General features: G+C 48.9%; 19 protein-coding genes and 2 tRNA genes. 12 read left to right on the top strand and 9 right to left on the bottom strand.

The window, feature by feature from the left end; translation table 11 throughout:
- The first annotated feature begins 208 nt into the window (after positions 1 to 208).
- The 3 genes from HMPREF2572_RS11030 (at position 209) to HMPREF2572_RS11020 (ending at position 3,220) form a co-directional block, all read left to right on the top strand.
- A complete protein-coding gene (locus HMPREF2572_RS11030) occupies positions 209 to 1,588 on the top strand; it encodes a mechanosensitive ion channel family protein (RefSeq protein ID WP_070498632.1) in 1,380 nt (459 codons plus the stop codon).
- On the top strand, positions 1,588 to 2,043 hold the full coding sequence (nudB, locus tag HMPREF2572_RS11025) for a dihydroneopterin triphosphate diphosphatase (protein ID WP_070498630.1): 456 nt from the start codon (positions 1,588 to 1,590) through the stop codon (positions 2,041 to 2,043). The genes HMPREF2572_RS11030 and nudB overlap by 1 nt, the downstream gene beginning before the upstream one ends.
- A gap of 217 nt (positions 2,044 to 2,260) precedes the next feature.
- A complete protein-coding gene (locus HMPREF2572_RS11020; protein WP_003766260.1) occupies positions 2,261 to 3,220 on the top strand; it encodes a siderophore ABC transporter substrate-binding protein in 960 nt (319 codons plus the stop codon).
- 258 nt (positions 3,221 to 3,478) lie between these two features.
- Here the strand turns inward: HMPREF2572_RS11020 and cysI are convergent, their stop codons facing one another.
- The gene (gene cysI / locus HMPREF2572_RS11015; RefSeq protein ID WP_070498627.1) at positions 3,479 to 5,233 is read right to left on the bottom strand and encodes an assimilatory sulfite reductase (NADPH) hemoprotein subunit; all 1,755 of its coding nucleotides are present in this window, start codon (positions 5,231 to 5,233) and stop codon (positions 3,479 to 3,481) included.
- A 235-nt stretch (positions 5,234 to 5,468) separates the two neighbouring features.
- Between cysI and hemA the strand changes: the two genes are divergently transcribed.
- From hemA to HMPREF2572_RS11000, 3 genes are all read left to right on the top strand, one after another.
- Complete coding sequence (hemA, locus tag HMPREF2572_RS11010) at positions 5,469 to 6,722, top strand: glutamyl-tRNA reductase (RefSeq protein WP_070498625.1); 1,254 nt, start codon at positions 5,469 to 5,471, stop codon at positions 6,720 to 6,722.
- 111 nt (positions 6,723 to 6,833) lie between these two features.
- Positions 6,834 to 7,433 carry a Maf family protein gene (locus HMPREF2572_RS11005; RefSeq protein ID WP_070498622.1) on the top strand — a complete coding sequence of 200 codons (600 nt, stop codon included), beginning with the start codon at positions 6,834 to 6,836 and terminating at the stop codon, positions 7,431 to 7,433.
- 94 nt (positions 7,434 to 7,527) lie between these two features.
- Positions 7,528 to 8,286 carry a tetratricopeptide repeat protein gene (locus HMPREF2572_RS11000; RefSeq protein ID WP_070498620.1) on the top strand — a complete coding sequence of 253 codons (759 nt, stop codon included), beginning with the start codon at positions 7,528 to 7,530 and terminating at the stop codon, positions 8,284 to 8,286.
- A gap of 134 nt (positions 8,287 to 8,420) precedes the next feature.
- Here HMPREF2572_RS11000 and HMPREF2572_RS10995 read toward each other — a convergent pair whose 3' ends face one another.
- Complete coding sequence (locus HMPREF2572_RS10995) at positions 8,421 to 9,833, bottom strand: 3'-5' exonuclease family protein (protein WP_070498617.1); 1,413 nt, start codon at positions 9,831 to 9,833, stop codon at positions 8,421 to 8,423.
- 118 nt (positions 9,834 to 9,951) lie between these two features.
- On the opposite strand from HMPREF2572_RS10995, the gene HMPREF2572_RS10990 reads away from it, so the two are divergent.
- From HMPREF2572_RS10990 to HMPREF2572_RS10980, 3 genes are all read left to right on the top strand, one after another.
- Positions 9,952 to 10,028: transfer RNA gene (locus HMPREF2572_RS10990), tRNA-Arg, on the top strand.
- A 13-nt stretch (positions 10,029 to 10,041) separates the two neighbouring features.
- Positions 10,042 to 10,116, top strand: a tRNA-Glu gene (locus HMPREF2572_RS10985).
- Positions 10,117 to 10,292: 176 nt separating this feature from the next.
- Positions 10,293 to 11,087 (top strand): Cof-type HAD-IIB family hydrolase, encoded by a 795-nt coding sequence (locus HMPREF2572_RS10980; RefSeq protein WP_070498615.1) that lies wholly within the window; start codon positions 10,293 to 10,295, stop codon positions 11,085 to 11,087.
- A gap of 148 nt (positions 11,088 to 11,235) precedes the next feature.
- Here the strand turns inward: HMPREF2572_RS10980 and rfbD are convergent, their stop codons facing one another.
- Complete coding sequence (gene rfbD, locus HMPREF2572_RS10975) at positions 11,236 to 12,102, bottom strand: dTDP-4-dehydrorhamnose reductase (RefSeq protein ID WP_070498613.1); 867 nt, start codon at positions 12,100 to 12,102, stop codon at positions 11,236 to 11,238.
- 775 nt (positions 12,103 to 12,877) lie between these two features.
- Between rfbD and HMPREF2572_RS10965 the strand changes: the two genes are divergently transcribed.
- Positions 12,878 to 13,465 (top strand): LemA family protein, encoded by a 588-nt coding sequence (locus HMPREF2572_RS10965; protein WP_246827816.1) that lies wholly within the window; start codon positions 12,878 to 12,880, stop codon positions 13,463 to 13,465.
- 562 nt (positions 13,466 to 14,027) lie between these two features.
- Here HMPREF2572_RS10965 and HMPREF2572_RS10955 read toward each other — a convergent pair.
- On the bottom strand, positions 14,028 to 14,561 hold the full coding sequence (locus HMPREF2572_RS10955; protein WP_246827815.1) for a hypothetical protein: 534 nt from the start codon (positions 14,559 to 14,561) through the stop codon (positions 14,028 to 14,030).
- Positions 14,562 to 14,591: 30 nt separating this feature from the next.
- Between HMPREF2572_RS10955 and HMPREF2572_RS10950 the strand changes: the two genes are divergently transcribed.
- Both HMPREF2572_RS10950 and HMPREF2572_RS10945 read left to right on the top strand, forming a co-directional pair.
- Positions 14,592 to 15,452: a calcium-binding protein gene (locus HMPREF2572_RS10950; protein WP_070498604.1), complete on the top strand. Its 861-nt coding sequence runs from the start codon at positions 14,592 to 14,594 to the stop codon at positions 15,450 to 15,452.
- A 170-nt stretch (positions 15,453 to 15,622) separates the two neighbouring features.
- Positions 15,623 to 16,483, top strand: coding sequence for a phosphoribosylaminoimidazolesuccinocarboxamide synthase (locus tag HMPREF2572_RS10945; RefSeq protein ID WP_070498602.1), 861 nt, complete (start codon positions 15,623 to 15,625; stop codon positions 16,481 to 16,483).
- A 667-nt stretch (positions 16,484 to 17,150) separates the two neighbouring features.
- Here HMPREF2572_RS10945 and HMPREF2572_RS10940 read toward each other — a convergent pair.
- From HMPREF2572_RS10940 to rfbC, 5 genes are all read right to left on the bottom strand, one after another.
- Positions 17,151 to 19,376 (bottom strand): NADP-dependent isocitrate dehydrogenase, encoded by a 2,226-nt coding sequence (locus HMPREF2572_RS10940; RefSeq protein ID WP_070498600.1) that lies wholly within the window; start codon positions 19,374 to 19,376, stop codon positions 17,151 to 17,153.
- Between the two features lie 188 nt (positions 19,377 to 19,564).
- Positions 19,565 to 20,215, bottom strand: coding sequence for a hypothetical protein (locus HMPREF2572_RS10935; protein ID WP_070498598.1), 651 nt, complete (start codon positions 20,213 to 20,215; stop codon positions 19,565 to 19,567).
- A gap of 283 nt (positions 20,216 to 20,498) precedes the next feature.
- A complete protein-coding gene (locus HMPREF2572_RS10930) occupies positions 20,499 to 21,716 on the bottom strand; it encodes an aspartate kinase (RefSeq protein WP_070498595.1) in 1,218 nt (405 codons plus the stop codon).
- Between the two features lie 384 nt (positions 21,717 to 22,100).
- On the bottom strand, positions 22,101 to 22,979 hold the full coding sequence (locus tag HMPREF2572_RS10925; protein ID WP_070498594.1) for a metal ABC transporter permease: 879 nt from the start codon (positions 22,977 to 22,979) through the stop codon (positions 22,101 to 22,103).
- Positions 22,980 to 23,084: 105 nt separating this feature from the next.
- Positions 23,085 to 23,624, bottom strand: a complete 540-nt coding sequence (gene rfbC, locus HMPREF2572_RS10920) for a dTDP-4-dehydrorhamnose 3,5-epimerase (RefSeq protein ID WP_070498592.1) — start codon at positions 23,622 to 23,624, stop codon at positions 23,085 to 23,087.
- Positions 23,625 to 23,705: the final 81 nt, after the last annotated feature.

Genomic DNA, 23,705 nt, shown 5'->3' with positions numbered 1-23,705 from the left:
TTGGCAAGGGTGAAGCCTGATGGTTTCGGCTATCTGTTTGAAGCGGCTTTGAATTTGTTTGAAGTAAGGTCGGGTAGGGCAGACGGGATGTCTTGTTTTTCACTTGAATCCGCCATATTTTCAGACGACCCCGGGGGTAAACGGATGTGGCGGAATTTAATGGCTGCTATATAATCTCAGCTTTGATTTTTAATAAAAAACAGGGCGGATGGACAGTATTTTGCATGATTTGTTTGCGCGTCAGGCGTTTACATCGAGCTTGGTAGAGCGCAATTTCGGACAGGTTTCGGGCTGGATTGAGCTGGTCGGCGTATTGATACTGATGGCGGTAGCGTTTTGGCTGTCAAACCGCCTCAACGACCGTTATTTCTTTTCGGAACACGGCAGCTTCGCGCTATTGCGGCATATCGGCAGGCGGATTTTGTGGCCGGTGCTGATGATGATTTTCGGCGCGGCGGCTTTGTTTGTCTGTAATCTGACGGAATTTCGCGCGGTATGGCTGCATCTGCTGATTTTGGCGGCGCGCTGGATGATTTTGATTCGGGTCAGCGTGGCGGTCGTTCATGCCGCTTTGCCGCAAAACAAACTGACCGACTGGCTGGAGCGGGCGGTGTCTATGGTTTTGTGGATAGGGTTCGTGCTTTGGCTGTCGGGTTTGGACGATAAGATTTTGGAGGTACTGGACGGCATCAGTTTCTCGGTTGGTTCGGGCAGGCTCAGCCTGCTGACGATTCTGAACGGGATTTTGTGGGTCGGCCTCCTGATGATAGGCGCGTCATGGCTGGCTCGAGTTATCGGCGGACATTTGGAGAAGAGTAGCTTGGATACCAATCTGAGCATGATTTTGTCCAAAGTCGTCAAAACGGTGATGATGGTGTTGGCGGTATTGATTGCGTTGCCGCTGGTGGGGATTGATTTGACGGTATTGTCGGTGTTCGGCGGTGCGTTGGGTGTCGGTATCGGTTTCGGCCTGCAAAAAGTGGCGAGCAACTATATTTCCGGTTTTATCATTTTAGGCGACCGCTCCATCCGCATGAATGACCGCCTGACGGTCAACAACTTTACCGGTTATGTCACCAAAATCACCTCGCGTTTCGTCGTGCTGCGCAATGCCAACGGTACGGAGGCGCTGATTCCGAACGAGACGTTCGTTACCTCGATGGTGGTCAACGAATCCTACACCAGCCGCGAATTGCAGCAGGCGTTCAATATACAGGTTGCCTATCATTCCGATTTGATTAAGGCGCTGGACATCATCAAAAGCGCAGCCGCCGCGCAGCCGCGTGTTTCCAACAATCCCGCACCTTTGGCGGTAGTCACCAACTTCGGCGACAACGGTATCGATTTGCGCGCGACTTATTGGGTGAAAGACCCGGAAAACGGTTTTGCCGCGCTGCAATCGGCGATTTTTCTGGATATTTGGCGGCAGTTTAACGAACACGGCATCGAGTTCCCTTATCCGCAGCGCGAAGTCCGCATCTTGAACGAAAGTCAGGCACCGAGCAGCATCGCCATGATTAAGGCGGGAATGCAGGCGCGCAGCGATACCAAATCCGATCCTGCGATGGATTCCGGCGGAGACGATTGATGGCAAAGCCCTTGAAGTATCCCGTGTCCGCGTTGATTGTCCTGCATGATGCCGACGGCCATATCCTTTTAATCGAACGCACTTCGCCGCCAGGTTTTTGGCAGTCGGTAACCGGCAGCATTGAGCCGGACGAAACCATAGAGGAAACCGCCAAACGCGAAGTTTGGGAGGAAACCGGCATCCGCCTTGCGGACGGGCAGCTCTGCAACTGGCACGACAGCACGGTTTACGAAATCTACCACCACTGGCGGCACCGCTATCCCAAAGGCGTGTTCGAAAACCGCGAACACATCTTTTCCGCCGAAGTTCCACGTGATGCGGTGATTGTTTTGCAGCCTGACGAACACGTCGCTTACGGATGGTTCGGCATTGAAGAAGCGGCGGAAAAAGTGTTTTCTCCGTCAAACAAAAGGGCGATTTTGGCATTGGGGAAAAGGTTGGGATTGGTGGTTTGATGAATGATGGCGGAGAGATGACCGACAACCGCATTTAAAGACCGATGGACAGCCTCTTTTATATCTAATAAAATAAACGATAATTGTTATTGGTTAATTTGGTAACATCAAACCGTAAAGGTCGTCTGAACGTTCGGCTTTCTGATTGGAAGCCTTTAAATTTTCTTGTTCAAACGGCCTTTTCCATATTTTTGTTTTATATCTGCTTGGAGAATCCATGTTACGTCTGACTGCTTTAGCCGTATGCTGCGCCCTTGCTTTGGGTGCGTGTTCGCCGAAAGATTCCGCTTCAAACCAAAACGCCCAAACCGCTTCCGCAGCCCAAACCGAAGGCGCGGGTTTGACCGTCAAAACGACGCGCGGCGACGCGAAAGTGCCGCAAAATCCCGAACGTATCGCCGTTTACGATTTGGGTATGCTCGACACTTTAAACAAATTGGGCGTGAAAACCGGTCTGTCCATCGACAAAAACCTGCTGCCTTATTTGGACGAATATTTCAAAACGACAAAACCTGCCGGTACGCTGTTCGAGCCGGATTACGAGGCGCTCAACGCCTACAAGCCGCAGCTCATCATTATCGGCAGCCGCGCAGCCAAAGCGTTTGACAAGTTGAACGCCATTGCGCCAACCATCGAAATGACCGCCGATACCGCCAACCTCAAAGACAGTGCCAAAGAGCGTATCGACGCGCTGGCGCAAATCTTCGGCAAACAGGCGGAAGCCGACAAGCTGAAGGCGGAAATCGACGCATCTTTTGAAGCCGCGAAAACTGCAGCGCAAGGTAAAGGCAAAGGTTTGGTGATTCTGGTCAACGGCGGGAAACTGTCCGCCTTCGGTCCGTCTTCACGACTGGGCGGCTGGCTGCACAAAGACATTGGCGTTCCGGCCGTTGACGAAGCCATCAAAGAAGGCAGCCACGGTCAGCCCGTCAGCTTCGAATACTTGAAAGAGAAAAATCCCGACTGGCTGTTTGTCCTTGATAGGGGCGCTGCCATCGGCGAAGAAGGACAGGCGGCGAAAGACGTGTTGAACAATCCGCTGGTCGCCGAAACGACCGCATGGAAAAAAGGACAGGTGGTTTACCTCGTTCCCGAAACCTACTTGGCGGCGGGCGGCGCGCAAGAATTGCTGAACGCGTCCAAACAGGTTACCGACGCGTTTAAGGCTGCGAAATAAGTTAACAAGTTGGTTTAAACAATCAAAAGGTCGTCTGAAAACAAGCATTGCGGGTTTTCAGACGACCTTTTGATTTCCAACTTTGTTTCATATAGTGGATTAAATCAGGACAAGGCGATGAAGCCGCAGATAGTACAGATAGTACGGAACCGATTCACTTGGTGCTTTAAGCACCTTAGAGAATCGTTCTCTTTGAGCTAAGGCGAGGCAACGCCGTACTGGTTTAAAGTTAATCCACTATAATCTGCCAACAGGTTTTCAAGCCCAAAAATCGCGCGGCGGGTCGAGGACGGGTTTGACGATGCCGGTACGGACGGCAAAATCGCCGAAGCCTTCGTCGTCGAGGCGGTTTTGCGCCCAGTTACCGACCCAGCCGTCGACGATTTCGAGGATTTCGGGTTCGGTAATGTTTTCTTTAAAGAGGCGCGGGATGCGGGTGCCTTCGCGGTTGCCGCCTGCGTAGAGGTTGTAGCGGCCGACGGCTTTGCCGACTAAGCCGATTTCGGCGAGCATGGCGCGGCCGCAGCCATTGGGGCAGCCGGTGACGCGCAGGACGATGTATTCGTCTTCCAAGCCGTATTGGGCGAACATTTCGTCGATTTTGTCGGAGAACGATGGCAGGAAGCGTTCGGCTTCCGCCATCGCCAGAGGGCAGGTCGGCAGTGCGACACACGCCATGGAGTTTTCGCGCTGGATGGTGATGGATTTGCTGATTAAGCCGTGTTCTTTGGCGATTTTGTCTATGGTGTCTTTCAGCTCGGGCGGGACGTTGGCAACGACGAGGTTTTGGTTGGCGGTCAGGCGGAAGTCGCCGGGGTGGATTTTGGCGATTTCGCGCACGCCGGTTTTCAACGGCCTGCCGGGGTAGTCGAGCAGGCGGCCGTTTTCGATAAACAGGGTCAGGTGCCAGTTGCCTTCGAGTCCTTTAACCCAGCCGATGTGGTCGCCGCGATGGGTGAAGGCGTAGGGGCGGATGGGTTCGAACTTGATGCCCATGCGCCGTTCGACTTCTTCTTTGAATACTTCGACGCCGACGCGCTGGAGGGTGTAGCGGGTGCGGGCGGCTTTGCGGTCGCTGCGGTTGCCCCAGTCGCGCTGGGTGCTGACGACGGCTTCGGCGGCGTTGAGGGTGTATTCGAGGGGGACGAAACCGAATTCGTAGGAGGTGTTGGGGTAGGTTTTGGTGTTGCCGTGTTCGCTGGACAGCCCGCCGCCGACAAGGACGTTAAAGCCGACAAGTTTGCCGTTTTCTTCGATGGCGACGAAGCCTAAATCGTTGGAATGGATGTCCACATCGTTATCAGGCGGGATGACGACGGCGGTTTTGAATTTGCGCGGCAGATAGGTTTTGCCCAAAATCGGCTCAACATCGTCGGCGATTTCTTTGTTGCGCGGTTCGGTTGGTTCGGTGGTGAACACTTTTTCGCCGTCCAGCCAGACATCGGCGTAAGCCATGGTTCGCGGCAGAAGGTGCATACTGATGCGTTTCGCCCATTCGTAGGCTTCTTGGTGCAGCGGGCTTTGGACGGGGTTGCTGGTGCAGAGTACGTTGCGGTTGACGTCGCTGGCGGTGGCGATGGAATCGAGGCCGAGTTTGTGCAGGGACTGGTGCGCCAGTTTCAAATCGGTTTTTAAAATGCCGTGGTATTGGAAGGTTTGGCGGTTGGTCAGGCGGATGGAGCCGTAAATAGTGTGGTCGCCGGCAAATTCGTCTATGCCCAGCCACTGCGCCGGCGTGATGATGCCGCCGGGCAAGCGGCAGCGCAACATCATGTTTTTTAAGGGTTCGAGTTTTTGATCGGTACGCTCGGCGCGGATGTCGCGGTTGTCCTGCTCGTACATGCCGTGGAAACGGATGAGCTGGAAATTGTCGGCGGTAAAGCCGCCGGTAAAGTCATCGGTCAGGTCTTGTTTGATGGTACCGTGCAGATAGTCGCTGCGGTCTTTCAGGGCTTCGTTGCCGGAAAGCGGGGTGTCGGGCAGTTTGGCGCGCGGGTCGGCGGTGGTAGTCATAGGGTGCTCCTTATTCTCAGTTTGGAGCTACTTTAATCAGGTCGTCTGAAAATGGGAAAGAATGGTTTGTTCGATTTAAAGATGATTTCGTTATATGAATCTGATGTTTTCAGACGACCCCGGGTAATCTAAATTTTGCCAATCGCACTGTTTGTTTGGAAGCCAACACATTCATTTCAAAGTCAAGTTAAGCTATAATACCCGCCGACACATACCATCTCTCCCACCTTATCCCATGCAACTTACCGCCGTCGGACTCAACCACCAAACTGCGCCTTTGAGTATACGCGAGAAGCTGGCATTCACCGCAGCAAGCCTGCCCGAAGCCGTCCGCAACCTTGCTCGAAGCAAAGCAGCGAAGGAGGCAGTAATTCTATCGACCTGCAACCGCACCGAGCTTTACTGCGTCGGCGAAACCGAGCAAATCATCGAATGGCTGGCGCAATACCACAACCTGCCCGCCGAAGAAATCCGCCCCTATCTTTATACCTTGGACAACAACGAAACCATCCGCCACGCTTTCCGCGTCGCCTGCGGATTGGATTCTATGGTATTGGGTGAGCCGCAGATTTTGGGACAGATTAAAGATGCCGTGCGTGTCGCCCAAGAACAAGAAAGCATCAATACCAACCTCAACGCATTGTTTCAAAAAACGTTTGCCGTTGCCAAAGAGGTGCGTACCGACACTGCCGTCGGCGAGAATTCCGTTTCGATGGCTTCCGCATCCGTCAAGCTTGCCGAACAGATTTTTCCCGATATCGGCGATCTGAACGTTCTATTTATCGGCGCGGGCGAAATGATTGAATTGGTCGCCACCTATTTCGCCGCCAAAAGTCCCAAACTCATTACCGTTGCCAACCGTACCCTGCCGCGCGCCCAAGAGTTGTGCGACAAACTCGGACTGAATGCCGAGCCTTGCCTGCTGACGGAGTTGCCCGACATCCTGCACGAATACGATGTCGTCGTTTCCTCTACCGCCAGCCAGCTCCCGTTGGTCGGCAAAGGCATGGTGGAACGCGCATTGCGCCTGCGTCTCAATATGCCTATGTTCCTGCTCGACCTTGCCGTTCCGCGCGATATCGAAGCCGAAGTGGGGGAGCTGGGCGACGCTTATCTCTACACTGTTGACGACATGATGGACATCGTTCAAAACGGCAAGGAGGCCCGCCAAAAAGCGGCTGCCGAAGCCGAAGCTATGGTGGAGAAAAAGGTCGGTGAGTTTGTCCGCCAACAACAAAGCCGCCAAAGCGTCCCCCTTATCCGCGCCCTGCGTGACGAAGGCGAACGCGCCCGCAGGCAGGTTTTGGAAAATGCGATGAAACAGCTTGCCAAAGGCGCATCGGCGGAAGAGGTATTGGAGCGGCTCTCCATCCAATTGACCAACAAACTCCTCCACTCTCCCACTCAAACACTCAATAAGGCAGGCTCGGAAAACAGCAATCTGGTCGATGCCGTTGCCCAAATTTATCAATTGGATCAAAACGATTAACGATTGGAAAGGTCGTCTGAAAAATTTCAGACGACCTTTCTGTATACCTATCCGCTTTATCGATTAAATCCCCAAAATCCGTATCCCAAATATCTGAACACCATCCCTACTATGAAGACACTTTATCTCGCCTCCGGCAGCCCGCGCCGCCGCGAAATTCTTGAAAACTTAGGCTACCAAATTCGGCGTATTCCCGCCGATATCGATGAAACGCCATTTCCTGACGAAAATGCCGCCGATTATGTTCAGCGTATGGCGAACGAAAAGAACGCTGCCGCCGTCGCCCAATGGTTTGCACAACATGATACGCCGCCCGAATTTCCCATTCTGACCGCCGATACCACCGTTGCCTATCAAAACCATATCCTCGGAAAACCCGAAACCCAAGAGCATGCCGCCGCAATGCTTGGACAGTTGTCAGGACAAACCCATCAAGTGCTGACTGCCGTATGCGTGTATTGGCAAGGCGAAACGCGCAGCGTCTTGCAAACCAGCGATGTGCGTTTCAAAACCTTATCCCCTGACGAAATTTTTGCCTACATTCAAAGCGGCGAACCAATGGATAAAGCCGGTGCATACGGAATCCAAGGCTTGGGCGGCGTGTTTGTCGAGCATTTGCAAGGCAGCTTTACCGGTGTGATGGGGCTGCCCGTTTACGAAACCGTCGATTTGCTGAAGCAATTTGATTTGTCTGTTCCGCCTTTTTTTTGAGGTTCGGGGCTGTTCAGTTGCAGTAAAAATCATCAATCTTCTTTGTTTGTCTTTATGGCTGTATTTTGTAGATTTAAAAAAGAGTAAAAAGAAAATGAAAAAAATCGGTTTGTATTTATTCATATTGTTGTTTCCTGTGTCAGTAAGCGCCAATAATTACGAAAAAATTGGAAATAAAAGGCAATTGATTGAAATAAATAATTTTTTTAGTGACGTAAAGAAGGAAAATATTACGTCTTATGAGGAGGGCGATTTTATTGTCGTTAGGGTTGATGATTTTGGCGGAAGGTTTTATGAAGAATATTACATAAAGAGGAATGGGAAGTTATTAATTTTAGATAAATTGAAAACGATTAGTCTGTATAAGGAAGATTTTGACGTTAAATCTTTAGAGTGCAGAAAAAATATCCATAAACCCATAAAAGATTATGATAGACAGACTGTTTTAAAGATGCATGGTGAGAAATGTAGAACTTTTTATGCACTTGAAAATACATTGGACGATTTAGAAGAATATGTCAAAGACTACTCGGGTTTTGATATAGATAAAAGTAGAATGGATTGGTATCTTGGCAGATACCCGATTAATCAGAAAAATATTGCAACATATAATAATATTGCATTTTATCTTAATAATCAGGAGCATCATCAGTCTGCAATATATCTCTTACATAAGATTATTAAGGCATCCCCAGACAGAATTGTTGCATACTTAAATATTGCAGATGCGTATTGGGATTCAAAAGATAAACGGAATGCGAAAATATTTTATAAAAAATACCTCTCCCAAATAAAGAAAACAGGGGAGAAAGCCTCCGTTCCTTCTCGGGTATCTAAAAGGATAGCTCAATAAATCTTATGACGGATTGAGGTTTTGTATTTGAAACAGCCGTAGATTTGGATAATGCTCAGTAATGAAAAAGGTCGTCTGAAAACGCTAACTTGGTTTTCAGACGACCTCTTTGTTTGTCCACTTACGTCAATTACTCAAGCGATAACGCGGATATTTTGTCTGTCTTGTTTGAATTTGATCTTCAGTATAGAGGGCAGCAGGTTGTCGAAATACCAGTGTCCGTTCGGCAGCTCCAAGGCTCCTCCGGCGCAGCGCATGATGACGCGGCGGCCTGATAATTCGTCTGTTTCCGTGATTTCCACTTCATGCACTTTCCCCCAGTCGGCAACAGGCAGCTTGGATGCCATGGCATGAATTCGGGTATTTTGTTCTTCGATTCCGTCACCTTTATGGCATGTCCCATGGCACTTGCCGACAGCCTGCACGGGGCATAACGCTCCCTTTGCGTGACTGACCGGCAAAATGTTTAAGGCATCGGGACAGAAATTATGTTCTTGCGCCCAGATGTTCAATGCGCGTTTTGCCGCTTTTTTGTGGATAAACAAACCATAAGGGCGGGTGGTGCTGCTGCCGTTGTCTAGCGGCACAATTCGTGCCTTCAGTACGCCATGTTCGTCGGGAATGAACTTAACAGTCATAAATGTTTTGGGATTCAATTGCTTGAGGGGAAACGGTGCGGATAATTCCCCTTGGTATTCCTGCAAAACCTGAGCTTTCAGCCACAAAGCATGCAGGCTCCCGACAGCGGGGATGAATTTCACATCTGCGGCGTTCTGAATATAAGGCAAGCCTTCTTTGTTGTGGAGTAGGGCGGCGATTTCGCTATACGTTTTTTCATAAGCCTCTACGGACTGTACTTTCCCTGAATGATCAAACCAAACAAGTACGCCTACCGTATCGGGTAATGAATAGAGTTTTGCCGCTAAAGAATCGGATAGCTGCGTCGGCAGCATTTTCGGATTCATCAACACACGGCAATGATTGTCCCATTCTTCGGAGGTTTTCTCTTTCAGGCTGTGTTCCAAATAATCGGCGAGCGCTAAAACATCTGCCAATGCACGATGCCGCTCGTCCGTTTGGATGCCCATTCTGCTGATAATGCTGTCAAGATTGTGTTTATAAAATTGAGGGTACAGGCGGCGGGACAGTTGGACGGTACACAATGCCGGAGCGGCAAAATCGATGCCTGCCCGACAAAATTCATGACGCAGGAAGGTGTAGTCGAAACGGCTGTTGTGTGCCACGATCAACGAGCCGCGCAGTAAAGGCAGTATGTCGGGGGCAATTTGGTCAAAAGCGGGAGCCTGAGCGACCATTTCGTTGGTAATGCCGGTTAGTTGGACGACAAATTCAGGAATCGGCTTTCCCGGGTTGATCAATTGTTCGTAATGTTCTACCCGGCCGTTTTCAAAGCGCAGAAAAGCAATTTCCGTCACTCTGTCTTGATACAGATTGCCGCCGGTAGATTCTAAATCAACGACCACAACGGGGCGGTTCAATCGGGTAAAAGCTTCCGATAATCTCAACCAGCGAGAAAGATGAAACATCCTAAATTCCTGAAAATTCACACAACAGGACAGTATTCTACACTTTGCACATCGTTTATCCAAGAAAACCCTTGACAAGACCTGTATGGGAACATATAATCTGGATCTTTCTTTCAGTGCACCCGTAGCTCAGTTGGATAGAGTATCTGGCTACGAACCAGAGGGTCGGGCGTTCGAATCGCTCCGGGTGCGCCAATAGAAAATTTTTGCGCCCATCGTCTAGCGGTTAGGACATCGCCCTTTCACGGCGGTAACCGGGGTTCGATTCCCCGTGGGCGTGCCAGATTCTGACAAGCCCCTGATTTTTCAGGGGCTTGTCTTTTTTGTATGTCTGAAACAGGTAGAACTTTGGTTGCTTGTTGTTATGAATATTTAAATATATCAATCAGATATTCTTTTGATTAAGTTGTCGGTACAATAGAACAACCTTGAAATGATCAAACTCTTTGTTGCCTGCTTATGAAAAACCCGAAAATTATCTTCTTTGATATTGATGACACCCTTTACCGAAAATATACCGATACGCTAAGACCTTCAGTTCATCAAGCTATGATGGCATTGAAAGAGAAGGGGATATTGACTGCGATTGCAACAGGTCGTCCTCCTGCGGCTATTCCGAAAAAAGTGCAGGAGCTGATCCGTGAAAGCGGAATCGATATGCTGGTGACCATTAATGGGCAATATACGTCGTTTCACGGGGAAGTATTGCAGGAATATCCGATGGATTCTGCGAATATGATGGAAATATGCGCGTCGTTGGACAATAAAAATATTGATTACGCCTTTGTGAATAACAATGAAATTGCGGTTTCCAGCCCTTCATCGCTTGTTAAAGATGCATTGGCGCATATTTTTCCCGATTTTTTGGTGGATAAAGAATATTTTCATCGGGCAAAAGTGTATCAAATGCTGATCTTTGCAGATTCCAATCAAGAACGCGCCATTGAAGATGAAATTCAACAAAACGGATTTAAATTGGTTCGGTGGCATGAATGTGCCATGGATATGCTTCGTTCTGAAGGTTCTAAGGCAAGGGGAATTGCTCATGCCGTAGGTAAGCTGGGGATTGAAATGAAGGATGTTATGGCATTTGGCGACAGCTTCAACGACTTGGAAATGTTGTCTACTGTCGGATTTGGAGTGGCAATGGGGAATGGCGAGGCTGAGGCAAAGGCTGTGGCAAAGTTTGTATGCCCGAGCGTGGACGAGGATGGGGTGTTGCGGGGATTACAGGAATTGGGCGTTATTGACTAAATAGGTCGTCTGAAATTTCAGACGACCTTACGAGAAAGAGTTGGTAATGGTGATACGACATTTCTGTTCTGCTGCCAGTATATCCTGAGTAAAACAAAAGACCGCTTCGTTTTTGCGGTCTTTTGTTTTATATGGCAGAGGGTGCTGATCAGTTATCTAGCTTGCCGATGATTTCATTTAACGCTTTTTGCCAATCGGATGCCTTGATGCCGCATTCGTTTTCTATTTTTTGGCAGTCCATAATGCTGTAAGCAGGACGCGGGGCGGGTAGGGGATATTGGTCGGTCGTGATGGCGTTCAGTTGTGGAATTTTAAAATCAGGGTCTTGCTGTTGCGCCGCTTGAAAAATGGCTTGGGCAAATTCATACCATGTTACCGATTTATTGCCGCCGTAGTGATAAATACCCCGTGGGGCGACGGGTTGCTGTAGCAATGCAATGATGGCTTGGGCAAGGTCGCCGGCGTAGGTCGGGCTGCCTGTTTGGTCGTGAACGATGGAGAGGTTGTCCCGTTCTCCTGCCAGTCTGATCATGGTTTTAACAAAGTTGTTGCCGTATTCGCTGAATAGCCATGAGGTACGGATGATGACGCTGTCCGGATTGGCTGCCAAAGCGAGCAGTTCGCCTGAGACTTTAGTGCGCCCATACACGCTTTGCGGGTTGGTATAGTCTTGCTCTTTGTATGGGGTCTTGTTTGTGCCGTCGAACACATAGTCCGTAGAGATATGGATAAAGCGGGCTTGGCAGGCGCGGGCGGCAGAGGCGAGGTTGTGGACGGCGGTGGCGTTGACGGCAAATGCGGTGCCGACATGGGCCTCTGCTTTATCGACTGCGGTAAAGGCCGCTGCATTGACTATGGCGTCGGGTTGGAAGTTTTGAACCATATTGCGAACGGCTTCGGTATCTGTAATATCCAAGGATGTCGAATCTGTGGCAATCAATTCCCAATTTTCAGGCAGGCGGTCGCGAAAGCAACGCGCCAATTGTCCTTTTGAACCGGTTAACAGGGTTCGCATATGGTTTCTCCTCGTTTGAAAGTTTTAAAAAAGTATTGCCGGATTAAAAGGACGGCAATTGGAACGATTTGGGTAAGCGTCCGAATTCATTATTCGGGAACGCTGAAACAGTACATTCAAGACAAAACAGATTGGAAGACGGTTGGGCAGATGTTTGACCCGCCAATAAGACCATTTTGTGAAATAACCCTTTTGCAAATTCATGCTGGGACATCTCAACTGCATCATCCCTGCGTAGAAATGAAGGCAGAAGATGCTTCCCATTTTCTATTTTCAGACGACCCCGCCTGTTTCCGAAAGAGATGGAAAGCGGATTTAAACCTGAAATCATGCTGATTTTTGCAAGAGGAATAATATAGTGGATTAACTTTAAATCAGGACAAGGCGACGAAGCCGCAGATAGTACATCAGGACAAGGCGATGAAGCCGCAGATAGTACAGATAGTACGGAACCGATTCACTTGGTGCTTTAAGCACCTTAGAGAATCGTTCTCTTTGAGCTAAGGCGAGGCAACGCCGTACTGGTTTAAAGTTAATCCACTATAAAAATCCGATGCGGTAGGGAGTCTGCCAATGCCTGATATATTATAGTGCAAACTTCGCAGCGATACCGATTATCTGAAAATAATTTTGTTTGTTTGATTTTTATCCGGATAGGGACAGCTTAGAGATATACTGTCCGATGGTTTTCAGACGACCTCTTATACAGATTGGGGTCGTCTGAAAAAATGAATACGGTATGGAATGTTGTGTATATTCACGGAGTATGTGGTTGATGTGGAAAAAATGGTGGCCGATAGTATTGGCAGTATTGGTAATAGGTATTGTCGGACGCAGCTATTATGTGATGCATGCTCAAGCACAGGATATCAAACATGCTTGGGTGGAAGTGATGAAGCAATACGGTCAGCGTTCGGCATTGGTGTCCGATTTATCGAATGTCGTTAAGACGTATGCCGGCCCTGAAGAGGATATTTTGTTCAGGTTGTCTGATGTTCAAAGTCGGGCTGCCCGTATGAATCTGAATTTGGAAGAAGCTGCCAATCCTGCGAAGTTGAAGCGTTTTCAGGAGGTGCATGGGGAGTTGAGCGGTATTCTGGCGCAAATGACGCTAATTTCAGACCAGTATCCGCTTTTAGCAGAAAGCTTGGACTACCAGCGTTTGAGTGCCCGCCTTGAAGAGACGGAAAATCGGATTAATCAAGCAAGGAATAACTATATTCAGGCTGTCCGTACTTACAATGCCACGTTGAGACGTTTCCCGCAGAGTATGACGGCGAAACTTTTCGGGCAGTATGTGCGGGCAAATTTCAGTATTGAGAACGAACGTGAAATTTCGAATGCGCAACGGGTGCAATTTTGATGCGGATTTGTAGTCAATGGAGATGAGTTTTACCCCCCAAGGGTCGTCTGAAAATATGCAGTTTCAGACGACCTTTTTGTCATTTTGCAACGAATTATTGTTTATTAATCAAGATTGGTATAGTTTTCTAATTTATCTGTTTGATTTGTAAAGATAAAATTTAAGTGTAAAAATATTTAAATTATATTCAGATGTCAAAATGAGTGGTAAAACGATAAAGTATTGATAGGTAAGGAAGGAAGGAAAATTTCCAATTGAATTAAAACCAAGCAGAATTGAGTAAAAACTAGCAATTTTTAAAAAACCATTGAAATATATGAATAATATTTCAATTGCGTATTGTTTTTTCATTTGATTAAAATAATCATAATATTGCAATTTTGAGGAAATAATAAAGGTAGTTTCCAATGTAATATTGTTCATTCTCATGGAAAAATTAGTTTCCACTTATCCCAAATTTATACCGTTGGTGATGAGAATGTAAGTTTTCTGCGAAATATCACTAAAATAACAATGTAGGCAGTTTGGCTGGTCTGTATTTTTGTCAAAAGGCCTATGCTTCTTAATTATATTCTGGGAGTGATTTATTATGACTTATCATTATGGCGGCTACTCTTCCAAAGGCCACTTCAACGCATACTGCCCTCCGGTGAAACCGTACAATCCTTACTGCCCTCCGAGCCATGGCGGCTTCGGTTACAAAGGTGGTTTCCATAACTACGGCTCTTCTCACGGCATCAAAGTACATCATGGCAAAATCGGTCATGGTGCATATTGCCCACCTCCAAAAGTTGCTTACAAATGCGTGGTAATCAAGTTTGATTGCAACCCAGGTAAACCTTATTACCCTAAACCAGCTCCAAAACCGGTTCCTCCGAAAAATGTTGATCCGTACTGCCCACCGGTAGAGCCTCAAAAACCACAACCTCAACCACAACCTAAGCCGCAGCCTCAGCCACAACCTCAGCCGCAGCCTAAACCACAACCAAAACCGCAGCCTAAACCTAACGACAAAGACTGCAAAGATTGTGTTGATGACCAAAACCAACAAAATACTTACGGTCAGGACGATAAAAATCCGGGTAACATCATCCATGTTGATGGTTCAACCATAGGTAAAGACGGTATGACCAAAACCGTAGGTACTGATAAAAAAGATACCATTTATGGTAGCAGCACTAACGATGTAATTTACGGCGGCGACGGCGCTGACGTGATTTACGGTGGTGACGGTAATGACACCCTGCAAGGTGACAACAGCGGTGACTCCCTGTACGGTCAAGGTGGTAAAGACTACCTGCAAGGCGGTGACGGCAATGACTACCTGAACGGTGGTGCTGACGCTGACATCATGCGCGGTGGCGACGGTAACGACGTTTACTTTGTTGACCACAAAGGTGACCAAGTTATCGAATACGGTAATGCTAATGGCGGTATCGATACCGTTCGCAGCGTAATCGACTACACCCTGACTGACAACGTTGAACACCTGTTCTTGCAAGGTTCCGGCAACCTCAACGGTACCGGTAATGCTCTGAACAACGACATCAACGGTAACTCTGGCGACAACCACTTGTACGGCTTGGCAGGCGATGACTGTCTGGTTGGTAAAGACGGTAACGACTACCTCGACGGCGGCATCGGCAACGATGTTCTGATCGGCGGTACCGGTAACGACACTTACTTCTTCGATAAAGGTTACGGCCGCGATACCATCCAAGACGAAAGCGGTAACGATACCCTGCAATTCGGTAAAGGTGTTTCTGCTTCCGACGTATTGTTGAGCAAATCAGGCAACAACCTGACCGTATCTGTTGGCAATAACGATTCTGTTACAATTGACGACTGGTTCTCCGGTAACAACCATAAAATCGAAAACTTCAAGTTTGCCGATGGCAGCACTTACGAAGTAACCGGTCATGGTGATTACTACTCTCTGTCAGCTGTAAACAGCATCCAACAACAAACCCAAGTTCCTAACATCTAATCTCTGATTAGTAGTTATTACTTAGGCTTGATAAGGTCGTCTGAAAACGTCTGCATCCGTGCAAAACATTTTCAGACGACCTATTTTGTAAACAATCTGACCCCAAAATCCAAATTCGGATAAAATAACGGAATCCTGTTTAAACCAAGTCAGCGAAAGAGAAACCCGAAATGTCCGAAATCAGCTTGAAAAAAATCTACTCCGGAAAAGTGCGCGATTTATATGAAATCGACAGCAAACGTATGTTGATGGTTGCGTCCGACCGACTGTCTGCATTTGATGTGATTTTAGACAATCCGATTCCAGGTAAAGGAGAAATTCTGACGCAGATTTCCAATTTCTGGTTTAAAAAACTGGCGCATATCATGCCCAATCATTTTACAGGCGACACGGTTTATGACGTGTTGCCCGAACATGAAGCCAAAGCCATTGAGAAACGTGCGGTTGTCGCCAAGAAACTGACCCCTGTCAAAGTAGAGGCGATTGTGCGCGGTTATTTGGCGGGCAGCGGGTGGAAAGATTACCAAAAAAACGGTTCTGTCTGCGGCATCAAACTTCCCGAAGGGATGAAAGAAGCGCAGCAGCTTCCGGAAGTGATTTTTACTCCGTCCACCAAGGCTGCCGTCGGAGATCATGATGAAAATATCAGTTTTGAAGAATGCGAACGCATTATCGGTAAAGAGCTGGCGGCTGAGGTACGCGCTAAAGCGATTCAGCTTTATACGGAAGCCGCAGAATATGCAAAATCACGCGGTATCATCATATGCGATACCAAATTTGAATTCGGGCTGGATGAAAACGGTACGTTAACTCTTATGGATGAAGTACTGACGCCCGATTCCAGCCGCTTTTGGCCGGCGAATCAATATCAAGTCGGTACCAATCCGCCATCTTTTGACAAGCAATTTGTTCGAGATTGGTTGGAGCAAAGCGCTTGGAACAAAAAAGCCCCTGCGCCGGAAGTCCCTAGTGATGTTATTCAGAAAACAGTTGATAAATATCGGGAAGCATTAAATTTATTGACGGAATAATATAAAAACGGACTGGCTTGACCCGATCAGGTCAGTCCGTCTTTATTTTCCGATTAAAGAATAAAATCATAAATTTACAAAAATCCTCTATTCATCAACGGCTAAAGCATCTATGATGTCTCTCATAGCATCTCACAATAACTGTACTGTGTTTTATTTGAAAAAATAAATGGTATAGGTAGGGCATCCGGTTTGTAGAACCGGGAATAATCCAAATAATAGAAAAAGAAAGGAAATAATGATGCAACATCGTAGACGATTGGCTATCTTTCAAGCCGCAAAACGTGCTTCGTTCACTGGAAAACCAGTTGCACCGACTACACCGCAAGCACGCTAAGGAATAATGCTGAGATTCCTACCAATATCTAAGACCGCCCGATTTTTCGGACGGTCTTTAGTTTTTGTACTGTTTAAAAACGCCACAATATCGTATGAGGCTTATAGATAAACGAAATTCGAATCAGAGTTACCATCTCAGTTTCAAAAGGAATTTCTGATGAAGATGAGGCGTGAAGTCAATCATCACTATCTCATCTCTACGGCTCGTAGCTTTGTTCATTCACTAAGGGCAAGTTGGTACTTTAGTAAGATTAAAAAGGTCGTCTGAAAACCTTTGCATACAGGTTTTCAGACGACCTTTCATGTTTACAGCTATACTGTAATGCTTTTACAGCTTTGCCAATGCTTGATTGAACGTTTCGCTCGGGCGCATGGCTTGGGCGGCTTTTGCTGCGTCGGGGGCGTAGTAGCCGCCGATGTCGGCTGCTTTGCCATGTGCGGCGGAAAGCTCGGCAACGATTTTGGCTTCGTCGGCGGTCAGGGTTTCTGCCAACGGCGCAAACGCTGCTTTCAATTCCGCGTCTTTATCCTGCGCTGCCAATTCTTGTGCCCAGTAGAGGGTGAGGTAGAAATGGCTGCCGCGGTTGTCGAGTTCGCCTGCTTTGCGTTTGGGCGATTTATCGTTCAACAGCAGTTTTTCGGTGGCGGCATCCAGCGTGTCGGCGAGGACTTGTGCTTTGGTGTTGCCGGTTTTTTGCGCCAGATGTTCAAACGATACGGCGAGCGCGAGGAACTCGCCCAAAGAGTCCCAGCGCAGGTGGTTTTCTTCGAGGAACTGTTGGACGTGTTTCGGTGCTGAGCCGCCCGCGCCGGTTTCAAACATACCGCCGCCGTTCATCAATGGAACGATGGACAGCATTTTCGCGCTGGTACCGAGTTCCAAAATCGGGAACAGGTCAGTCAGATAATCGCGCAGGACGTTGCCAGTAACGGAAATGGTGTCTTCGCCGTTTTTCAGACGACCCAAGCTGAACTTGGCGGCTTCTTCGGGCGCGAGGACGCGGGTGTCGAGGCCGTCGGTATCCAGTTCGGCAAGGTAGGCGTTGACTTTGGCGAGCAGGCTTTTATCGTGCGGACGGTTTTCGTCGAGCCAGAACACGGCTGGCGTGTTGCTCAGGCGGGCGCGGTTGACGGCGAGTTGTACCCAGTCTTTGATGGGCGCGTCTTTGGTTTGACACATACGCCAGATGTCGCCTGCTTCAACGTCGTGCTGCATCAGGACTTTTCCAGCTGCATCAATGACTTGAACTTGGCCGTCGGCTTCGATTTCGAAAGTTTTATTGTGCGAACCGTATTCTTCGGCTGCCTGCGCCATCAGACCGACGTTGGGCACGGTACCCATGGTTGTCGGGTCGAACGCGCCGTGTTCGCGGCAGAAGTCGATGGTCGCTTGATAAACGCCTGCATAGCTGCTGTCGGGAATCACGGCTTTGGTGTCTTGCGCTTTGCCATCTTTGTCCCACATACGGCCGGAATTGCGGATCATAGCGGGCATGGAAGCATCGACGATGACGTCGCTGGGGACGTGCAGGTTGGTGATGCCTTTGTCGGAATCGACCATTGCCAAATCAGGGTTGGCGGCGTAAACGGCGGCGATTTCGGCTTCGACGGCAGCGCGGGTGTCCGCATCCAGTTTGTCCAGGTTGGCAAGCAGGTTGCCGAAGCCGTTGTTGACGTTGACGCCGGCGGCAGCCAGTTTGTCGCCGAATTTTTCAAAGACAGGCGCGAAGAATACTTTGACGGCGTGTCCGAAGATAATCGGGTCGGACACTTTCATCATGGTGGCTTTCATGTGCAGCGAGAACAATACACCTTTTGTTTTCGCGTCTTTTACTTGTTCGGCAAGGAAGGCGAGCAGGGCTTTTTTGCTCATCACGGTCGCATCGATGATTTCGCCGGCTTTCAGGGCAACAGGCTCGCGCAGCTCTTTTTTGTTGCCTTGTTTGTCGGTGAACACGATGGATACGGAAGTCGCATCGGGTACGGTAACGGATTGTTCGTTATGGAAAAAGTCGCCGCTTTGCATGGTGGCAACGTGGGTTTTGGAGTCTTTCGCCCATGCGCCCATGCTGTGCGGATTTTTTTTCGCAAAGTTTTTCACTGCTTTAGGAGCGCGGCGGTCGGAGTTGCCTTCGCGCAAAACGGGATTAACCGCGCTGCCTTTGATGCGGTCGTAACGTTCGCGCACGGCTTTTTCTTCATCGGTTTGCGGGTCGGCGGGATAGTCGGGGACGGCAAAGCCTTTTGCCTGCAATTCTTTAATCGCGGCGGTCAGCTGCGGTACGGATGCGCTGATGTTCGGCAGTTTGATCACGTTGGCGTCTGGCTGTTTCACCAGTTCGCCCAATTCGGCAAGCGCGTCGGGTACGCGCTGCGCTTCGGTCAAATGCTCGGGGAACGCCGCCAAAATGCGGCCGGACAGGGAAATATCGCTGGTTTTGACTTCGATACCGGCATGGCGGGTAAACGCCTGCACAATCGGCAGCAGGGATTGGGTCGCCAGCGCGGGGGCTTCGTCGGTATGGGTGTAGATAATGGTGGCTTTGCTAGTCATGGGATATTCTCTTGTAGGTTAGGTTTTTCTTTTCGAATGCGGCGCAAAAGCGCGCTGCGTGGCTATTATGGCATATTTCGGCAGGCTTGGGATATGGTTTTAATATGTTATCAAGCGGCTTGCAAAAAGGTCGTCTGAAAAGGCTGCGATAGCGTTTTCAGACGACCTCTGGTGGAATTTAACTCAGATTATTGGGCATATTTTTTACCCAAGGCTTGAGCAGCTTTTTGTGCTTCCTGATTGGCTTGGCGTAAAACCGTTTCCATATTGTGGGTTTTGTCTTGGTATGCCTTCATGAATTGGACAGCTTCTTTGTCTTTCATGTCAATCTTTAGGGTGGTAGCATTTTCGCTGGACAGGATGATCATTTCGTTGGCTGTTTTGCTTGTTTGCAGCATACGGTCAAGAACGGCTTTGACTTCAGCATCTTGAATATTGAGTTTTTCAGCGTCCTGATGGAATTTGTCAAGGGCGGGAGTCAGCTCTTTGACGGCTGCAAGAGCGGCTGCTTCATCGCCTTTTAATGCCGTTTGTTGCAGCTTGGAAGACATTTGCGCGATTTTTTGTGCTTCCTCTCCTGAGATATATTCCATGAATTTCTTCAGGTCTTCCAAACCGGTTGGCGATTTTTTGTCGGAAATGGTAATCGGCTCTGCCAATTTGGGATCGGGAACGGGGAATTTATTGATGATTTCAGCGTATTTGCCGGAGAGGGTGACTTCGCCCTCGGCTGTTTGTACGGTAGTGGGTTTGCTGTCAGCCGATTTGCCGGAGTCGCCACAGGCTGCTAATGCCGCAGCGGTGAATAATGCTAAGCCGAATTTTGTTAAGGTGTTCATAAGAGTCCTTTGAAGAAATAGGCAGATAATCGATGCTATCGAAATGATAGACAATTCATTCTAGCACGGACTCGATTGATATGCTTGAGAATTATTTGAATGGAATGGTATGGCTGTCTTTTTGAGATATGTTGAATATCAAAATAAGGTCGTCTGAAAACCGTGTACCGGCTTTCAGACGACCTTGGATTTTGTTGCGGGCGGATTATTAAGCTGAAGCGGAACTCGGCAATTCGAGCTGAGATGTTTCATTGCTCAAGTGTCGGCTGCCGCTAAAACTTAATTAACCCAAATTAAACGCTTTATGCAGGACGCGGGTAGCGAGTTCCATGTATTTCTCGTCAATCAAGACGGAAACTTTGATTTCTGAGGTGGAAATCATTTGGATGTTGATGCCTTCTTCGGCGAGGGTGCGGAAGATTTTGGCGGCAACGCCGACGTGTGAACGCATGCCCAAGCCGACTGCGGAGACTTTGCACACGGTGTCGTCGCCGTCGATGGCGGCTGCGCCGATGCTGTCTTGCAGTTTGGTCAGGATTTCGATGGTTTGTTTGTACTCGCCGCGCGGTACGGTGAAGGAGAAATCAGTGGTGCCTTCGCTGCCGACATTTTGGATGATCATATCGACTTCGATGTTGGCATCGGCAACCGCGCCTAAAATTTGGTAGGCGACGCCGGGTTTGTCGGGTACGCCGCGCACGTTGATGCGGGCTTGGTTTTTATCGAATGCGATACCGGTTACGGCAGCTCTTTCCATGTTTTCGTCCTCTTCAAAGGTAATTAAGGTGCCGTTGCCGCCGTCTTGCAGGCTGCTCAGTACGCGCAGGCGCACTTTGTATTTTCCGGCGAATTCTACTGAACGGATTTGCAAGACTTTCGAGCCGAGGCTTGCCAGTTCGATCATTTCTTCAAATGTAACCGTATCCATGCGGCGCGCTTCGGGTACGACGCGAGGGTCGGTGGTGTAAACGCCGTCTACGTCGGTATAGATTTGGCATTCGTCCGCTTTGAGGGCTGCGGCGAGTGCAACGGCGGAGGTGTCAGAACCGCCGCGTCCGAGCGTGGAAATATCGCCTTCGCTGCTGATGCCTTGGAAGCCGGCGACGATGACGACTTTGCCATCGGCGAGGTCGGCGCGCATTCTTTGGTCATCGATGCTTTCGATGCGGGCTTTGGTGTGGGCGGTATCGGTTTTGAGGGCGACCTGCCAGCCGGTGTAGCTTTTGGCATCCACGCCGATGTCTTTCAATGCCATCGCCAAAAGGCCGATGGTCACTTGTTCGCCGGTAGCCAAGACGACGTCCAGCTCGCGCGGATCGGGATGCTCCTGCATTTCGTGCGCCAGCGCAACCAAGCGGTTGGTTTCGCCGCTCATGGCGGATACGACGACAACGATGTCGTGTCCTTCGGCGCGGGCTTTGGCGACACGTTTGGCTACGTTTTTAATGCGTTCGGGCGAGCCTACTGATGTGCCGCCGTATTTATGTACGATTAACGCCATGTTTCGTGCTTTCTTGGGGGTAGTTGGTCGGGCAGCATGGTTTGCTGGAAAAGGGCTTATTATTACTATTTTTTACATGAAATTCAAGGCTGGAACGGGAATAATCGAATTTTCTACCGGAATCGGAGAATAAGGGCGGTGGAGTGTGATTCATGGCAAAAGGTCGTCTGAAAACCGAGGGGATGGTTTTCAGACGACCTTTTGTTTGAGTTGGGCAATGAAACCGAATCAGGAACAATGAATTTATGGTTTGATTGGTTTTTATAGTGGATTAAATTTAAACCAGTACAGCGCTGCCTCGCCTTTCCGTACTATTTGTACTGTCTGCGGCTTCGTCGCCTGGTCCTGATTTAAATTTAATCCACTATAGATTATGGCTTGTCGTCAGGCGGTGCGGTATTTTTTGCCGCGTATCCATTTGGTCAATATGCCACCTTCGCTGCCGAAGATGACGGACAGGGTGTATAAGACGCCGCAACACAAAATAATGGCAGGGCCGGACGGTATTTCGACGTGATACGAAAACAGTAAGCCCGCAAAGCCGCAGAAGAGTGCCAGCAAGACTGACAATAAAATCAACATGCCCATATTTTTTGCCCACAAGCGGGCGGTAATGGCGGGCAACATCATCAGTCCGACCGACATCAGCGTGCCGAGTGCCTGAAAGCCAGCAACCAGATTCATGACTACCAATACGAGAAACGCGACATGCCAAAAGCCGCCTTTCCCGCCAACGGCTTTTAGAAACAGGGGATCGATGCTCTCCAAGACTAAGGGGCGGTAGATGATTGCCAAGACGGCAATCGTTATGCTGGCGGCGATGGCAATCAGTTGTAATGCAGGGATGTCCACTGCCAAGACGGAACCGAACAGCAAATGCAGTAAATCTACGCTGCCGTCCTTTTGTTTGCTGACCAAGATGACGCCGATTGCCAGACTGCTCAAATAAAATGCGGCAAAGTTGGCATCCTCTTTCAAAGTGGTAAAACGGCTGACTAATCCTGCCAAAAGAGCCATCAGCATGCCGGCAACAAAGCCGCCTATGCTCATTGCCGGCAGGCTCAAACCGGCGAAAATATAACCTATCGCGGCTCCGGGCAAAACGGCGTGACTTAATGCGTCTCCAACCAGGCTCATACGGCGCATCACGAGGAAAACGCCGACAGGTGCGGCACTGAGTGCCAAACAGAATATCGATGCCAGCGCATAACGCATGAAATCGAACTCTGCGAACGGAGAAATCAGTAAATCGTAAAAATTCATGGTGTTTGCCGTTTGGGTTTGAAAATAATCGATGCAGGCGCATTATCCTGATTCTGCCGCATAAGGGCAAATGGGATAACCGCCTGCAATCGTTTTCAGACGACCTTAAAAGGTTGCGGCTTCTGCCAAGATTTTACCTGCCAAGTCTTTGGGCGACAGGTTGGGTTCGCCTTGCAGCGGCCATTCGATGCCGACGGTCGGGTCGTTCCAAATCAGCGAATGTTCGGCTTTCGGGTTGTAATAGTCCGTGCATTTGTAAACGAATTCGGCTTCATCGCTCAAAACGTAAAAGCCGTGTGCGAAACCTTCGGGTACCCAAAACTGGCGTTTGTTTTCAGCCGACAGGATTTCGCCCGCCCATTTGCCGAAAGTCGGCGAGTCTTTGCGCATATCGACGGCAACATCAAACACTTCACCAACAACGACACGAACGAGTTTGCCTTGCGTGTTTTCGGTTTGGTAATGCAGGCCGCGCAATACGCCTTTGCCTGATTTGGAATGGTTTTCCTGCACGAAAGTGCGGTCGCAGACGTTGGCCTTAAACCATTCGTCGCGGAAGGTTTCCATAAAGAAGCCGCGCGCGTCGCCGAAGACTTGCGGTTCTAAAAGTTTGACTTCGGGAATGGTGGTATCAATGATTTTCATATTTTTAATTTCACTTGAACGAATTAAGAAAAACTACGCTTGATTCGGTGAATATAGTGGATTAACTTTAAACCAGTACGG

The organism is Neisseria sp. HMSC064E01 (genome assembly GCF_001808875.1).
GTDB classification, from domain to species: Bacteria; Pseudomonadota; Gammaproteobacteria; order Burkholderiales; family Neisseriaceae; genus Neisseria; species Neisseria sicca_A.
Note: the sequence above shows the minus strand (reverse complement) of the source record. Positions and strands in the feature narration are given on the sequence as shown.

Coding starts and splice junctions, on each gene's coding strand:
- HMPREF2572_RS11030 (WP_070498632.1), top strand. CDS start 209: ATGGACAGTATTTTGCATGATTTGTTTGCGCGTCAGGCGTTTACATCG.
- nudB (WP_070498630.1), top strand. CDS start 1,588: ATGGCAAAGCCCTTGAAGTATCCCGTGTCCGCGTTGATTGTCCTGCAT.
- HMPREF2572_RS11020 (WP_003766260.1), top strand. CDS start 2,261: ATGTTACGTCTGACTGCTTTAGCCGTATGCTGCGCCCTTGCTTTGGGT.
- cysI (WP_070498627.1), bottom strand. CDS start 5,233: ATGACTACCACCGCCGACCCGCGCGCCAAACTGCCCGACACCCCGCTT.
- hemA (WP_070498625.1), top strand. CDS start 5,469: ATGCAACTTACCGCCGTCGGACTCAACCACCAAACTGCGCCTTTGAGT.
- HMPREF2572_RS11005 (WP_070498622.1), top strand. CDS start 6,834: ATGAAGACACTTTATCTCGCCTCCGGCAGCCCGCGCCGCCGCGAAATT.
- HMPREF2572_RS11000 (WP_070498620.1), top strand. CDS start 7,528: ATGAAAAAAATCGGTTTGTATTTATTCATATTGTTGTTTCCTGTGTCA.
- HMPREF2572_RS10995 (WP_070498617.1), bottom strand. CDS start 9,833: ATGTTTCATCTTTCTCGCTGGTTGAGATTATCGGAAGCTTTTACCCGA.
- HMPREF2572_RS10980 (WP_070498615.1), top strand. CDS start 10,293: ATGAAAAACCCGAAAATTATCTTCTTTGATATTGATGACACCCTTTAC.
- rfbD (WP_070498613.1), bottom strand. CDS start 12,102: ATGCGAACCCTGTTAACCGGTTCAAAAGGACAATTGGCGCGTTGCTTT.
- HMPREF2572_RS10965 (WP_246827816.1), top strand. CDS start 12,878: ATGTGGAAAAAATGGTGGCCGATAGTATTGGCAGTATTGGTAATAGGT.
- HMPREF2572_RS10955 (WP_246827815.1), bottom strand. CDS start 14,561: ATGGATGATGTTACCCGGATTTTTATCGTCCTGACCGTAAGTATTTTG.
- HMPREF2572_RS10950 (WP_070498604.1), top strand. CDS start 14,592: ATGACCAAAACCGTAGGTACTGATAAAAAAGATACCATTTATGGTAGC.
- HMPREF2572_RS10945 (WP_070498602.1), top strand. CDS start 15,623: ATGTCCGAAATCAGCTTGAAAAAAATCTACTCCGGAAAAGTGCGCGAT.
- HMPREF2572_RS10940 (WP_070498600.1), bottom strand. CDS start 19,376: ATGACTAGCAAAGCCACCATTATCTACACCCATACCGACGAAGCCCCC.
- HMPREF2572_RS10935 (WP_070498598.1), bottom strand. CDS start 20,215: ATGAACACCTTAACAAAATTCGGCTTAGCATTATTCACCGCTGCGGCA.
- HMPREF2572_RS10930 (WP_070498595.1), bottom strand. CDS start 21,716: ATGGCGTTAATCGTACATAAATACGGCGGCACATCAGTAGGCTCGCCC.
- HMPREF2572_RS10925 (WP_070498594.1), bottom strand. CDS start 22,979: ATGAATTTTTACGATTTACTGATTTCTCCGTTCGCAGAGTTCGATTTC.
- rfbC (WP_070498592.1), bottom strand. CDS start 23,624: ATGAAAATCATTGATACCACCATTCCCGAAGTCAAACTTTTAGAACCG.